Raw genomic sequence first — 14,906 nt, forward strand, 5'->3', positions numbered from 1 at the left:
GTACAAGGGAAGGGAGTGCGGCATGGACAATAAGCAGCCGGACAGCAAGAAACAGATTGCCTTGAATATTGTGAACGCTAAGAGCAAGCATAAAGGCTTCGGAGCAGGCTCAATCGACTTGAACAATGTGTCGCCTGTGATTATCGACGGCGGCGAAGCAGTCATCGACATTGGTGCCATGCATGCCAAGAGCAAGGTGGAGAAGGGCATCAAGTTCTCCGCGAATCGCGAGGATGCGCCGGGAGGCAGACAGGTGTGGGTTGTGTGGGTGGCGGTTGAACGCACGCCGGAAGGACAGCACTATGCCGGCCTGACCGCCTGCGAGATGTGGATTGACAGCGAAGCGAAACGCGGCTGGAAGATCCTTGCCGATCATGTGAATAAGCTGGATTCAGCGCTTAAACGGCGTATCATTGTAGAAGGGCTTGGCGCACAGGAGAAGGCGGCACTCAAATCGTTGCTCGTCTCGCATAATGCGGACTGGTGGAATGCGTCGCCCGAGGAATTAAAGCAGGCTCTCGAAGGCTAGAGCGCGTCGGGAGGTTAGGGGTTTACGGGTTTGGATACCCGCTGCAGGCATAGCAAGGCTTCGCTTTTCCTTGGTTTAAGGAAGAGCGGAGCCTTTTTTTTACGGGAAGTGGATACTGTTGCTCTTTTAAGGATAGACAGCGCGGTCGGATACAGGTTGTTCAAGCAAAGCCGTTGTACAAGCCCCCTTGGTTCTTAGTCCACGTCTGAAATGCTCTGTACAATGCTTGTTCTTCTCATCCGCGCAAGCGGAGGCAGGGCTGAGAGCAGGCACAGAGCCAGAGCGCATAGTGCGGCCAAGAGAGACTCCACGACCGGAGGACTCCAATATTCAATTCCGCGGGTAACCGTCATTATGAATGCGGACAGGCCAATTCCCGCAGGAAGTCCGATCAGCAGCGCCCGGAATCCGTAGTGCAGGCTTTCAAGCACAATCATCACGCTCATCTGCACGCCGCTCATGCCGATGGCTTGCAGTGTGCCGAATTCCACCCGGCGGGTATGCAGTCCGGTCAGCGTGGTGTTGATGATACCCAGCGCACCGATTATTGTAATCAGCGCGATTAATCCATAGCCGATACTGCGGATGCCGGCCAGAGACTGTTCAACTTCCGTTTTGGCTTCCTCAAGGGATGTCAGAGTACTTCCCGGCGTGTCCTTCTTGATGGATGCAAGCAGCTTTTCAAGCGCTTCCCGTTGCCCGGGCGTCATCCCGCTCTTCACAAATACGTCGGCATAGGTAATGCCGCTCTCCGGGGAGATTGCTTTAACCTGATCCTCATGCATGAGCAGCGTCGTTCCGAGTGGTGTGAAATACCGGTGGATGCCGATGATGTCCGAAACGCCCGCTATATCCACCGCAGCGTTCCCGAATGATACCCTTGTTCCGGGTTCGGGCGGTTTCCAGTTCGGGTCAAAACGCTGATTAACGTCGTTGTTCCATACCAGCGCAAGTGATTGCTTCCTCATCTCCTGGAGAGATGGCGACTGTACGCCCGCTCTGGCGAGCAGCAGCCGCAGTGTTTCATCGTCATAGCCGATAGCTTCAAAAGTATGTGCAAGCAGCCATGCGCTGGATTCGGCTTTGTTTTGAATGTTGGCCGCTTTGTGTGCCTTAAGGTCGTAGGGCGGCTTGTAGACCCTCGCGGTTCGAACCCTTTCGACTCCGGGCATTGAACGGATGGAGGCAATGTCTTTGACCGCAATCGGGCTCTCGGCGGAGAGGGAAAAGGCGCTGTCCATGTTTTCGGTCAGCATGTCGGTGGTATTGAACGATAGCACAAAGGATTGGAGCGCCACAAACATCGTGGCGGACATGGCGAGCGACACGACGGTGACGACGGTTCGTCTCCGATTCCGTTTCAGATTCAGCCTGGCTGTCTCCCACAAGAAGAAACGTCCGATGGCTCGGGTACGTGCCCGCCGTCGAATTTTGACTACGCTCTCTCCGTTAAATCCAGACAGGGCGATAACTGGCGGTACACGGGAGGCTGCGCGCGCCGGCATCCAGACGGAAACCAGCGTGGCCGCAAGTCCCACAGCGGCCGCGAGGACGGCGGCGGTCCAGGGAAACCGGAGGTGGTTCTGCAGGACATCAATGGTCTGGGCCGCGCTTTCGACTCCGAGTGTATCAGGATTTATATTCGCCGCAACGGCCCGGGTGACGGCTCCTGAGGACAGTATTCCGATCAGCAACCCGGCTGGAATGCCTGCCGTGCACAGCAGCAGCGCTTCCGATAGTACGCTCCGGCGCACCTGGGACGGAGCGGCACCAACGGCGCGAAGCATGCCGAACTGACGTGTCCTCTGAACGATCGAGACCTGGAATATATTGTAGATCACTAGGCAGGCTGCCAGCAGCACCAGCCCTCCGATAAGCAGACTGGCTCTAGTCAAATCCCCGCCGCTCCCGTTGTCGTCGCCCTGATAGCCCATAGCGGACAGCAGCATATCATTGTCGTTCGTCTGCCACTCCTGCAGTTTAAGCTGTTCTCGCCACATCCCGGCGGCCGCTTGAGGATTCACGCCGTCTTGGAAGCGGACGAACACATTCACTGTTTCCTCCGGCGAAGATGAATCAAGTCCCGTAAATCCCATTCCGTAACGGCCGGCCACAGTTGCGGGATGGTTACGCATAATGCCCACGAGGGTATAAACAGTGTCTTGAACCTTTTTGTTCCGCAGGGAGCCGTCCGCCGCCAAGCGTGAAGCTTCCAGGGAAAGCGTTACGGGCTTCCCGGCGGCAAAGTCAATTCCCAGCTTATCCGCTGTCTGTTCATCGAGCAGGATTTCCGAGGAGCTCTCCGGCAATCGGCCCTGCAGCAGCTTGACTCCAAGCAGGGCAAAGCTGTTCTTGTCGAACCGTTCCAGATTGAGGGTGAAATTCTCGCCCGGAATCCGGGCGTTGCCAAGTATTTGACCAACGCCAAGCTTTTGCACATCTTTGTCTTTCATCAAGGCATTGGCATCGGCGGGCTTGATGTTCTTAAATTCAACATGAAAGCTGCCCGCGAGCGATTCCGCCTGGTCGATCCGGGCACGGTCAAGAGCGTCTCCGAGCGCGACGAGAACGGCGACCAGAGCGACCGAGAGGGCAATGGCGGCAACCGTTAGCAGCGTGAGCGTTTTTTGTCTTCGCAGGGAACGAAGGCTTGCCCCCAGATAATGGTTCATTCAGCCCCATCCTCCTTCAGCCGGCCGTTGACGATATGTATTCTCCGTTCCGCCAGAGCGGCAATTCCGGGATCGTGGGTGATCATGACAACGGTACTCCCAAGCGCCCGGGACGAGGAACGGAGCAGCGAAAGCACTTCGGTGCCCGTGTCCGTATCAAGATTGCCGGTGGGTTCGTCGGCAAAGATGACGCGCGGCTTTGCGATCAGCGCTCTTGCGATGGCGACCCGCTGCTGTTGTCCTCCCGAAAGCTGGCCAGGGAGATGCTTCAGGCGGTCCGAGATGCCCAGCAGACAAGTAAGCTCCTGGAACCAGGCTTCGTCTTTGCGGCGTTTGTCGAGCAGCAGGGGCATCAGAATATTCTCTTCGGCCGTCAGAACGGGCATCAGATTGAAAGCCTGAAAGACGAAGCCGAACGTCCGGCGGCGAAAGACGGCCCGCCTTTTCTCTGGCATCCCGTACAAATCTTCGCCACCGATCAGGATTTGGCCTTCGTCGGGAAGATCCAGTCCGCCGCACAGGTGCAGAAGCGTCGACTTCCCGCTTCCGCTCGGCCCCGTAAACACCGTAAATTGCCCTTCGGGAATGTCGAAGGTGGCGTCCGATAACGCCGTGACCCGGGCTTCGCCTTGACCATAAACGCGGGATACATGCCGGCAGGATAAAATTGACATCAAAACTCCTCCTTAAACTGTATTGTCAAGGAGGAGTGTATCACTCAATTCTATAGTAACCCTATACAGCCTAACATTCGGCCGAAAGCGCCGGATACAGCCGACAGGGTACGCGGAGCAGGACCGAGGCGCCGGCCTCTATATTCCGCAGACTCATATTCCCGCCGTGTCGCTTCGTCAGGCTGCGGGCGATGGTTAGCCCGAGCCCCAGCCCCGTTCCGCGCGCCGCATCCGCCCGGTAGAACGGTTCGAATCCCCGCCGCAGGCTTTCCGGCGAGAAACCAGGCCCATCATCTTCGACTTTGATCTGTAGCCCGGCATCGCGAAGGTCCAGGGTGATGTCCACGCGTGAAGAAGCATAGCGGAGCGCATTTCCGGCCACATTGTCGAGAACCCGCCCCAGGAGCGCGGAATCGACTTCGGCATAGCCGCCGCCGCGGCAAATCACCGCTAAGCGTATTCTGGCCGGTTTGGCGAGCAGGGTCCACTGCGACTCCAGCTTACGGCACCATTCCGTCAGGCCGACGGTTTCCGGTTTGAGCTCCCACTCTTCATAGGAGCGCATCTCCCGTAGTGAATCGGCATACCGTTCCATACGCAGAATATTTTCTTTCATAAGCTGAGTGTTGCGCTTTACGGTTTCGAGACTGAGGGAGCCCTTATCGGTCTGCAGGCCAATAAGGTCGGAGCAGCCTTTCAGTACGGTCAGCGGAGTGCGCAGATCATGAGCAAAGGCTTGGATCATCCTGCGCTGGCTTTCCTGCGCGTCCCACAGCTCTTTGAAGGCGGCATCAAGTTGTCCCCGCATTTCTTCGAATGCCGCGCATAAATCACCCAATTCGTCACCGCTGCGGTACCGGATCGTAAAATCCAGATCCTGCCGCCGCAGCCGCTCTATACCGCTGCGCAGCTCCAGCAGCGGCCGGCGCAGCTTCAGTCGGTAGAACAGAACCGCCAATCCGAACAGGGACAGTCCGGTCAGGACGATGGAGATAACCGGAAAGAGGCGATTCATCATACGGTATCCCCAGGTATCCGCCCCGATTTGCCGCATCCGCTTCATTGTCATGCCTGATGCCGGATCTCCAGACCAAGTTACATACGTCACATCGCCGGGTGAGCCGTTTGTTCCTTCCTGGACGGTGACGAGAGGGTAAAAGCGCGACTCGTAAGCTGTCCAAACTTGCTGCACCAGCGAAAACACACTGAATACGCATAGCAAGGAGACAGGGAGCAGCAGGGTAATCCAGACCTTGAGCGACAGTCTGCGAATCCGTCCGGTCAACCGTCCACTAGTAAGACCCGGCATGAAAGGCCTCCGGTCCCATTTTCCGGTACTTCTTCGAGACGGGGATTTGTCTATTTTCGCCAACGGTACCCCACCCCCCAGACCGTTTCAATTCGCTGCTCTTCGCCGGAGTCTGCAAGTTTGGCGCGCAGCCGCTTGATATGCTCAGTCACGGCCTGCGCGTCGCCTTCCGCGTCGTATCCCCAGATCCGCTCGTACATCCTTTCACGGGAGAAGGTCAGGCCGGGATTCAGGGTCAGCAGTTCAAGTATCTCGTATTCCTTGCGTGCAAGCCCAATCGCCGTATCCCCGTATCCCGCTTCCCGCGAAGCGTAATCGATCCAAATATTACCATACTTTGACCGTTTTGGCGGCGCTGCCCTGCGCCGTTCACGCCGGAGATGGGCCTGAATCCGGGCACCCAGTTCCCCGATGCTGAACGGTTTAAGAATGTAGTCGTCTCCTCCAAGTGATAAGCCGAGGATGCGGTCGGCTTCCTCCACCCTGGCGCTTAGAAAAAGGATTGGACATTGGACCGCCTCGCGGATTTCCCGGCAGATGGAAAAGCCGTCCAGTCCCGGCATCATCACATCAAGCAGAATCAGATCGGGGTCTTTCAAGGCAAGCTCCAGCGCGTCCGTGCCGTTCTCCGCTTCCCATACCTCATAGCCTTCTGTCATCAAATATTCCGAGACCATCGAGACAATATCCCGCTCGTCATCAGCGACAAGCACAACAGGCTTCATCCGGATCAGCACCTCTTTAAAATATAAAGGATATGCTGTGCGCGTATCATTTATTGTTATTTTTACGAGAAACACGGATGCCATCCTGAAGGGTAGGCTTAACCGTTTTTCTTATGTCCAGCTTATGGTCAAATTCTATACTAAGTGTAAACCTGAAATGGCATAAAACTGTACGTAAACGGGAAAAAGACCAGGGCAATGGCTGGTCAGCTGATCATATGTACGCCGCTGGAACTCTTTTTGCAAAAACAGCACGGGTTTCGCACATTTCGAGAAAAATTTTCGGCATTTCGGCGAGGATCGCATGTCTAGATAAATTTGAAGGCCGTTCGGCCGTGCGGAGAGAATTGCAAGCCATTCATATTTCTTGGAGTAATGGCGAATAAACACGGCCGTAAGTTGGGTTCTTAAGATATATGCAATTAGGAGCGCCGGAGCCGCATCTACCGGCCGCTTGAGAACTTTCGCTTAAGCTGGCTGACTCTTGCCTGGCTGATACCGAGCATCCCGGCAAGTTCCTTCTGATTGGCACCCGGATGTTCCAGCATCGTTTGCTCCAGCCGCTCGCGAAGTTCGTCTGATTTGGTTTTCTTTTTGCCTGCGCCAAGATCCGAAGAGGGAACATGAATTTCCTCACCCGGCTCCTGCTCCGCTTCGTCATCGCCCTGATCGTGATTCACAAGCTCCTGAAGACAACTGTTGCAGATGAATTGGTCCTTAAAATAAGTGACATTGTCTAGACTCCTGCAGAAAGTGCATTCCGTTGAAGTGTATTTGCGCAGGACAATAATGTGATCGTCCAAAATGAAAAACTCAATCGGATCCCCAATATCTATATTGCGCGTCATACGGATTTCTACGGGAACCACAATGCGTCCAAGATTGTCCAAACTCCGGATCATACCTGTATCCTTCATTTCATGTCCCTCATTTATATCTTCAGATTTGGTTGTATTTAATTATTATAACAGTAAATGTATTTTAAGATAAAGGGGAAAGCGTGTACGTAAAATGAACCTTTTGCCCTCCAGTGAAGGATGTCCATTCAAAAGAAAGCGTGTCTCCCGAGCGTCCGGTAAACTCAAGATTGTCGCCGGGATAGTCGATTTCGGTGTCGGGATATGCCTCTAGCCAGGCCTGGTCGTCCGCGCTGAGCAGCTGCTTATACAGCTGAACGCTCTGGCCGCTGCGGCGGTCGATTAGATTGAGCGTGCCTTTTTGGAAGGGCCGTACCAGCAGAAAGTCGGTATCCACAAATTCCACCGCGAAGGCGTCATTAATGCCGGTAATCTCCAGCAGATCATAGGTTTTAAAAATATGCCCGTCCGGATTCACAAGCGTCAGTGTCTGCCCGTCGACCATGACCACATTGCCCTGAAAAGCAAAAACATCCCGCTTCATTCCGAGCATCCGGGGATTCCAGTAATGGGTCATCGCCTGGCGCACCAGGGAACCGCCTGAAACAAGCGCGCGCCAGCGGGTGTTGTTGATATGCGGCTCGCCGCGCGCATTCTCGATCTCAACTGCATAGCTAGCCGAGTTGATCCTGCGGGCGGACATACTCACCCAATCGAGACCGGCAACCCGGATTATACCTGCGCGCAGGGGTACTGTACCGCTCTGTCCGCTGTACAGGACGCCATGCTCCCGGTTCAGCCAGAACAGCTCGCGTCCCGTTGACGTCTTGATATACTTTGTCGCATAAGGGACCGCAAATCGATTATCGCCTTTCCAGACCACCGGCACGCCAAAAGCTTTGGAGAACAGCTTCTCCGGCACATAGGTCACTCCGCCCCGGATCAGCGTCTCTGCCCCCAGCATAATCACCTTCCCTGCTGCGGTATAGGCTTTGGGCTGGCCCGCTTTCAGGCTGACGGCCTGATAAAGTCCCGTCACTTCGAGGCTGGATTTATCAGAATTCCAGAGCAGCTGAAGATCCAGTAAGGATGAAATGTCTTTCAATGGCACGTATGTGGTTCCGTTCTCCTGAAAGCCGGAATGCTCCAAGGACAGATCGTTTAGGATGGCCGATTCTGCTGCGGACGGGACGGTGGGCGGAGTGGAAGCACCGGAGGCGAAAGCTGCCTCAATCGGCGCAGCGGCAAACAGCAGGGTGGTGAGAGTGGAAGCGGCTAACAGAGCGGCGGTTCGTCTGGAGGCTTTGCTTCGCGTATTCATGACACAACCTCTTTCTCTTTAAAATAGCGATAATTCACTTTAACATCAAATTATTGGAAGTGCTGTGCGATAATGACGTATGTCGGACTAAAAAGGTTGCAAAATGAAAAGCCCCTCCATTTGTTCACACAATAAGGAGAGGCTTACTCGGTATTTATAATATTACGGCCGGTTCTCTGTCCAGATAAAGGGCTCGGCCTTGCTATCATGAGCGGAAACATAAGGGTTATCCCTAATGTAGAAGCGCCAAGGAAGGCCGGCATACTCCTCCGCGTAGGGGATGTTGATGCGCGCAGCCTGAACAATCGGAAGGCTGCGGGGATCGTCGCCGCTCTCCAGCCGGAGCGGACCGCCAGGCTGGTCAAGACGCAGCCCGTTAAGGCTTCGGTCGATGCGCAGCGCCCGGCACAGCTTGCCCGGTCCGCCTGACAGGTCGGACGGCTTGCGGATGGCGGTTCCCCGGTAGGCAGCCATAAGCTGCGCATCCCGGGGAGTCAGCGGCTCCACCGCGCGGATCAGCACCGCGTGGGGATCATTCTTCTCTGCTGTAACTATATTGAAGCAGTGATGCATTCCGTAGATAAGATAGACGTAAGCGGTACCGCCGGTGTGAAACATGACGTCGGTGCGGTTCGTCCGCCTCCCGCCATAGGCATGACTGCCCTTGTCCTCCGCTCCCCCGTAACTCTCTGCCTCCACGATCCGGCAGCGTATCTCCCCGTCCTCCGTAAGGCGGACGAGGTGCTGGCCGAGCAGCAGCGGGGCCGCCTTGATCGCGGGCAAGGCCAAGAGGGAAGAGAGCGGCTTTAACGGAGTGTGGCCGTCATTTCCATTCACAGGTACCACGGGTGGAGAACACCTCCCTCACGAGAGCGGATAGAAGCCGCTGCTTGCTTGATGAGTATTATCGTACCGGTCCTTGGCCCGCTGTGCAAGCACGGGAATTAATTGAGCCACCAACGCTTAATATCGCTCCACCAGGAACGGTCCTTGTCGGAGCCGCCGCCCTGTTTTACCTCCAGCCCCCCGGCCTGTCCCGCTCCTTGGCCGTTTCCGTGCAAATCGCAGTATGCGGTCGGTTCGGTTCCGCTGATAAAAGTCTCCAGTACCTTGTCGGGGCAGGCCGCAGTCGCCAGCTTGCCGGATTCCGGATTGATATACACGCTGACGACGCCGTCCGGAATCGGGAAAATTTTCGGTGGAACGTTCTCTAGCGCCTTTTCCGTGTACTGCGCAAAAATTGGCGCCGCCCGTCTCCCTTCGGTTGTCGTAATATCGCGGCCTTTGTCGTAGCCGACCCAGACGGCGGTAGACAGCTCCGGGGTGAAGCCGACCATCCAGGCGTCGGTATCGGTGGTTCCGGTCTTGCCGGCGACCGGGCGTTTGATAAACGAGGCCACCCGGTTGCCCGTCCCTCCCGTCTCGAACACGCCTTCCATCAGCCGGGTTAGTACATAAGCCGATGCCGGCGAGACGACGTTTTCCCCTTCCGCCTTGGGAGCTTCGTATAGTACGTTCCCTCGGGCGTCTACGATCTTAAGAATAGCGGTTGTCGGCATCTTGACGCCACCGCCCGCAATAACCGAGAAAGCCCCGGCCATTTCCAGCGGGCTGACAGGCGAGGTGCCAAGCGCCAGCGAAGGCACATTGGAAAGCGGGCTGATAACGCCCATCTTGCGCGCCATTTCGATTACCTTTTCCGGCCCCACCTTCATAATCGTGTTAACCGCGTAAATATTGTCCGAGGCCGCTATCGCCTGCCGCATGTTGATCTCACCGAGGTATTTGTCCCCGAAGTTCCGGGGCTGGTACGTCTTGCGGTTATTATCATAGTGGAACAGGGTCGGCTGGCTGTTGAAGACCGAAAGCCCTGTCATTTCCTTCTCGGACAGCGCGGTCAGGTACATAATCGGCTTGAAGGAGGAACCGGGCTGCCGGGTGGTTGCAAGTGCATGATTGAACTGGTTCGCCCGGTAATTGACGCCGCCGACCATAGCCTTGATATAACCCGTGCGGGGATCGATAGAGACGAGCGCCGTCTCCAGGCCGCCTGCGCCGGCCATCCCTTGCGCCACCGCCTGTTCCGCCGCCTGCTGCATGTCCGGATCAAGCGTCGTATACACGCTCAGTCCTTCCAGCTCCAGCTCATCGGTGCTGATGCCGAGCAGCTTTGCCGCTGCGGCGCCGACATAGTCGCGGAAGTAAGGCGCGGTCAGTGCGGCCGTCTGCTCCTCGCGGGGCTTCAAAGCAAGTGTTTCCCCGGCTGCCCGGTCGGCCTCCGCCTGCGTGATCTCGCCCATCTCCACCATGGAGGACAGAATGATCTTCTGGCGTTTTTTGGCGTTGTCCAGATGATTGTATGGCGAATAATACGTCGGCCCCTTCGGAATACCGGCCAGGAGCGTGCTTTCCGCGAGGTCAAGCGAAGCGGCGGATTTGCCGAAATACATCCGGGAAGCTGCCTCGATGCCGTATGCGCCGTGTCCGTAATAAATCTCATTAAGGTACATGCGCAAAATGTCATCCTTGCTGTACTTCATTTCCAACTGCAAGGTGTACATCGCTTCTTTCGCTTTGCGCGTCCACGTTTTTTCATGGGAAAGGTACAGATTTCGCGCCAATTGTTGGGTCAGCGTGCTGGCGCCTTGGGCGCGGCTGCCATTTTCCAGATTGACCAGCACCGCCCGGCCCATGCTTCTAATATTAAAGCCCGCATGCTCGTAGAATTTACGGTCTTCCACCGCTAGCGTCGCCTGAATCAGCAGAGGCGATATATCCTTTAATCCCACCGGATCATGGCTGCGCCCATCGGCAGAGAAGACAGCGATCACATTTCCACGGGAGTCCATCAGTCTGGAGCGGGCATCTTCCGGAATCGGCGGCAGATCCTTCTGGTATAAATAGCCGAGCAGCGCGCCTGTGGAGATTAGCAGCAGGACCACCAGGCCGGTCAGAAGCAGGAGGACCCTGCGCCAGCGGTTTTTTTTCCGTACAGGCTTGTCAGAAGATTGTAACGCCATGATACCATGCTCCTTTATCGTAAATGGGTTCTTCTTCTCATTATGGGGAAGGAAGAGTTCGGATATTCAGACAGGAACAGAATAAGGGTAATATATAGAAGAGGACCCAATACGGCAACAAATCACGGAGGTGTGATCATGAATTTGACAAGAACAATTAGCCGAAAAAAAATACGCACGAAAGTGCTTCTTCTTCTCTTCGCTGCAATATTGGCGGTATCCGGCTGGAGCACGGGGGGAACACCGGCTTTGGCGGCTTCCGCTCCCGTCTGCAGGACGGGCGATCACGGGCTGCTGAAGGAGCTTCAGCAAAAGCATATGGATGCTGACAGCTCGCCGCTTTCCTTTGCCGATATTCAGTTTCTTAGCGCAGCAACCGGCCGCGCGGCGGGGAACGGCTTTATGATCGGAACTTCGGATGGCGGCTGCACGTTCCAGACGATTTATGAAGGCCAGTGGTCGTTTCGGACAATCGACTTTCCCGATAACGTGTACGGTTGGGCGCTTGCGTCCGTCCAGGAAGGACAGCCGGTCTATTTGATCCAGACGGCGGACGGCGGCTCGCATTGGAAACGGCTGTTAAGCGGGCCTGTATCCTACACGAAGATTCAGTTTACGGACCGCAGGCACGGCTTCGCGTATGACCAGGCATTTGCCTACTACACGGCGGACGGAGGAGAGAGCTGGAGCAAAATTCCGACGCCGCCCAACACCCGAGGCGCCGTGTTCACCAGCCGGAGCAGCGGCTGGGCCGTAACGGTTGCTCCGGGAGCCGGATACCGGATAATGAAGACCACGGATGGGGGCAAGAGCTGGGTGCTCAAGCTGAAATCGGCCTTCAGCTACCCGATCGGCGCCGAGATTTATGCGGACGGCAGTCAGGTGTGGGCGGTTCTGTACGGTGAATCCGGCATGTCCCAGACGTCATATTCCCTGTACGCCAGCGCGGACGGCGGCGGGAAATGGCGGCGCGTCATCGCCCAATCGACGGCGGGCGGAGGGCCTGCGCCGGGCAGCGGCAGCGAGGTGCTGGCCAAGGGCCCGGTCTCCGGCAAGCCCGGCAATATGCAGCTTGCGGGCGGCGCAGTCTTCCTGCTCGGCTACTCGCCGGCTGGAGAACAGGTCGGCGTGGGCCGCTCCTATACGGGCGGCAAGAAGTGGCGTAATCTGCCGGGCATACCGGGGTTTGACGGCGTGATTTCTTTCACCGGCGCGAAGGAAGGCTGGCTTGCCGTCAGGGGATTGGAACGGTCCTCGCTGTATGCAACGCATGACGGAGGCTCCACCTGGAAGCTGAAGCTCTCTTTTAAGACGAAATAAGACAGCATTGGGGGGCGGAATACGGGCGACAATGTGATTTTGCCCCCCGGTGTGTTAAACTTCTACATAAATACAGCGATTGAATTGGCCCAGCGAACTGGATATAGTAGTACAATGGGAAAGATACCGGAATTTAAGGCCCAAACGAAGAAGGCAGAACGGGAGGTGCCAGGTTGCCTGATAACCTTACGCATAAATACGGCGTCTCCGTTACACTCATAAGCCGGCACGAAGGAGAGACAAGCATTCTTAACGTAAGCGGCGAGGCCACGCAAAAGGGACCGCAGCTTTATATTCGTTTTGAGGAACCCGGTCAGGGACCGGATGGCGCCGAAGCGGCCGTTCGGACGACGGTTAAGATTTTGGATGACGAGCTGCGGATTATCCGCCACGGCGGCGTCCAGTCGGAGCAATCTTTCCGGAGCGGCGCGCGTTTGCCCGGATTTTACCGGTCTCCCTATACCCAGTTTAATCTGTCCACCGAGACAAGGATGCTGGGGATCTCACGGCAAGAACGCTCCCTGACAGTGAAATGGGAATACGATTTATACGTATACGACGAGTTGTCGGGACAGTTCGCCATTAGTTTGCATATACAGGAGGAACCTTTAGTATGACAAAAAGTCCAAATCCGCTTGCCCTCATTAATGAAAGGGTGAAAGAGGCCATCGCTGATGCGGTTGTCGCAGCAGGCCTGGTTCAGCGGGAAGAGCTTCCGGCTATCGTGCTGGAAGTCCCCAAAGACAAAACCCATGGCGATCTGGCGACCAACGCGGCCATGCAGCTTACCAAAATTGCCAAGCGTAATCCGCGCCAGATCGCCGAGGCGATCGTGGAGCATCTGGATCTAAGCCAAGCCTCAATTGAAAAAGCGGAAATCGCCGGTCCCGGCTTCATAAACTTTACGCTGTCCAAATCGTACCTTTATCCGGTCATTGCTCTTGCTCTGGAGCAGGGCGCCGATTACGGCCGCACGGACGCGGGCCAAGGACAAAAGGTCGAGGTTGAGTTCGTTAGCGCTAACCCGACGGGAAGCCTGCATCTGGGCCATGCCCGGGGAGCGGCCGTTGGCGATGCGCTCTGCAATGTGCTGGATTTCGCCGGTTACAAGGTCACGCGCGAATACTATATCAATGATGCGGGCAATCAGGTTTCCAACCTGAGCCAATCGATTGAGGTCCGGTATTTGCAGGAGCTTGGCCAACAGGCCGAAATGCCCGAGGACGGCTATTACGGCGAAGATATCAAGGGCTTTGCCAAAGAGCTTGTCGCAGATAAAAGCGATTCGCTTCTGGAGCTGTCGCCCGGCGACCGCGCCGCCTTTTTCCGTGCCTACGGGCTGGAGAAGGAACTGGACAAAATCAAACGCGATCTTGGACGCTTCCGCGTCGCCTTCGACATCTGGTACAGCGAGACCTCGCTGTATGAGACCGGGGAAGTGCTGCGGGCGCTTGACGAGCTGCGGGACCGCGGGGAAGTGTACGAGCAGGACGGCGCCACATGGCTGCGGACGACGAAATATGGTGACGATAAGGACCGCGTGCTGATCAAGAATGACGGCACCTATACGTACCTGACGCCGGATATCGCTTATCACAGCGATAAATTCGGCCGCGGCTACGATAAAATGATCAATATTTGGGGAGCTGACCACCATGGCTATATTCCGCGGATGAAAGCCGCAATGGCGTCGCTTGGCAATGATCCGGACAAGCTGGTTGTGCTGATTGCCCAAATGGTCAGCCTGTTCCAGGACGGCGAGAAGGTGAAAATGTCCAAGCGGACCGGTAAAGCGGTCACCATGGAGGATCTGATGGACGAAGTTGGCGTCGATGCGATCCGCTATTTCTTCACCATGCGCAGCATGGATTCCCACCTCGACTTCGATATGGATCTCGCCGTTTCGACTTCGAACGAAAATCCGGTGTTCTATGTACAATATGCGCACGCGCGTATTTGTAGCGTATTCCGTCAAGCCGAGGAGCAGGGCATCGTCCTGCCGGATCTCGCCGGAATTGATTATTCCAAGCTGACGGCAGAGCATGAATACGCTCTGCTGCGCAAAGTCGGCGAGCTTCCGGCCGAGATTGATCTGGCCGTGGAAGGGTATGCTCCGCACCGCCTGATCCGCTATGTGTACGAACTGGCGTCCCTCTTCCACAGCTACTACAAGGCTGAGCGTGTAATCACCGAGGACGCCGCCCAGACGCTGGCGCGTCTCGCGCTGCTGGGCGCCGTTCGCCAAGCGATTGCGAACGTGCTGCGCCTTGTTGGCGTGACGGCGCCGGAACGGATGTAGCGTCCGGAAGGGCCGCTGCCCGCGTCGGTCTGCCGCGCAATCATAAGCTTGATGCCGTCCTGCGGGGCGGCATCTTTTAATTACCGGGGAAATTTTTGGCGGATTGCCGGGAAAATTTCTGCAGTTTCAATCGCCGGAGGCGGTTACACTGGGGGCCGGAGGGGAGGGTTTTGACCCTGC

Annotated in this window: 12 protein-coding genes; 4 read left to right on the forward strand and 8 right to left on the reverse strand. The window is 56.3% G+C overall.

The features are described 5' to 3' along the window. Positions 1–22: 22 nt before the first annotated feature. Entirely contained in the window at positions 23–529 is a 507-nt protein-coding gene (locus PDUR_RS00510; protein WP_042208932.1) for a YwhD family protein, read from the forward strand. A 194-nt stretch (positions 530–723) separates the two neighbouring features. Here the strand turns inward: PDUR_RS00510 and PDUR_RS00515 are convergent, their stop codons facing one another. The 8 genes from PDUR_RS00515 to PDUR_RS00550 all read right to left on the reverse strand — a co-directional run bounded on the left by PDUR_RS00515 (position 724) and on the right by PDUR_RS00550 (position 11,107). Continuing rightward, positions 724–3,201 (reverse strand): ABC transporter permease, encoded by a 2,478-nt coding sequence (locus PDUR_RS00515; protein WP_042204617.1) that lies wholly within the window; start codon positions 3,199–3,201, stop codon positions 724–726. Beyond that, complete coding sequence (locus PDUR_RS00520) at positions 3,198–3,875, reverse strand: ABC transporter ATP-binding protein (protein ID WP_042204618.1); 678 nt, start codon at positions 3,873–3,875, stop codon at positions 3,198–3,200. The genes PDUR_RS00515 and PDUR_RS00520 overlap by 4 nt, the downstream gene beginning before the upstream one ends. A gap of 70 nt (positions 3,876–3,945) precedes the next feature. Beyond that, positions 3,946–5,184 carry a HAMP domain-containing sensor histidine kinase gene (locus PDUR_RS00525; protein ID WP_042204619.1) on the reverse strand — a complete coding sequence of 413 codons (1,239 nt, stop codon included), beginning with the start codon at positions 5,182–5,184 and terminating at the stop codon, positions 3,946–3,948. 50 nt (positions 5,185–5,234) lie between these two features. Beyond that, positions 5,235–5,984, reverse strand: a complete 750-nt coding sequence (locus tag PDUR_RS00530) for a response regulator transcription factor (protein WP_330217233.1) — start codon at positions 5,982–5,984, stop codon at positions 5,235–5,237. A 368-nt stretch (positions 5,985–6,352) separates the two neighbouring features. Then, the gene (locus PDUR_RS00535; RefSeq protein ID WP_042204620.1) at positions 6,353–6,826 is read right to left on the reverse strand and encodes an AbrB/MazE/SpoVT family DNA-binding domain-containing protein; all 474 of its coding nucleotides are present in this window, start codon (positions 6,824–6,826) and stop codon (positions 6,353–6,355) included. Positions 6,827–6,890: 64 nt separating this feature from the next. Next, positions 6,891–8,087, reverse strand: a complete 1,197-nt coding sequence (locus PDUR_RS00540; protein ID WP_042204621.1) for a copper amine oxidase N-terminal domain-containing protein — start codon at positions 8,085–8,087, stop codon at positions 6,891–6,893. A gap of 162 nt (positions 8,088–8,249) precedes the next feature. Next, a complete protein-coding gene (locus PDUR_RS00545; protein WP_330217234.1) occupies positions 8,250–8,933 on the reverse strand; it encodes a DNA-3-methyladenine glycosylase in 684 nt (227 codons plus the stop codon). A gap of 98 nt (positions 8,934–9,031) precedes the next feature. After that, positions 9,032–11,107, reverse strand: coding sequence for a transglycosylase domain-containing protein (locus tag PDUR_RS00550; RefSeq protein ID WP_042204622.1), 2,076 nt, complete (start codon positions 11,105–11,107; stop codon positions 9,032–9,034). A gap of 138 nt (positions 11,108–11,245) precedes the next feature. On the opposite strand from PDUR_RS00550, the gene PDUR_RS00555 reads away from it, so the two are divergent. The 3 genes from PDUR_RS00555 to argS all read left to right on the forward strand — a co-directional run bounded on the left by PDUR_RS00555 (position 11,246) and on the right by argS (position 14,726). Further along, the gene (locus PDUR_RS00555) at positions 11,246–12,427 is read left to right on the forward strand and encodes a beta propeller repeat protein (RefSeq protein WP_042204623.1); all 1,182 of its coding nucleotides are present in this window, start codon (positions 11,246–11,248) and stop codon (positions 12,425–12,427) included. A gap of 173 nt (positions 12,428–12,600) precedes the next feature. After that, on the forward strand, positions 12,601–13,044 hold the full coding sequence (locus PDUR_RS00560; RefSeq protein ID WP_042204624.1) for a YwiB family protein: 444 nt from the start codon (positions 12,601–12,603) through the stop codon (positions 13,042–13,044). Continuing rightward, entirely contained in the window at positions 13,041–14,726 is a 1,686-nt protein-coding gene (argS, locus tag PDUR_RS00565; RefSeq protein WP_042204625.1) for an arginine--tRNA ligase, read from the forward strand. Before PDUR_RS00560 ends, argS begins: the two co-directional genes overlap by 4 nt. Positions 14,727–14,906 lie beyond the last annotated feature (180 nt).

The organism is Paenibacillus durus, from assembly GCF_000756615.1.
GTDB classification, from domain to species: domain Bacteria; phylum Bacillota; class Bacilli; order Paenibacillales; family Paenibacillaceae; genus Paenibacillus_AQ; species Paenibacillus_AQ durus.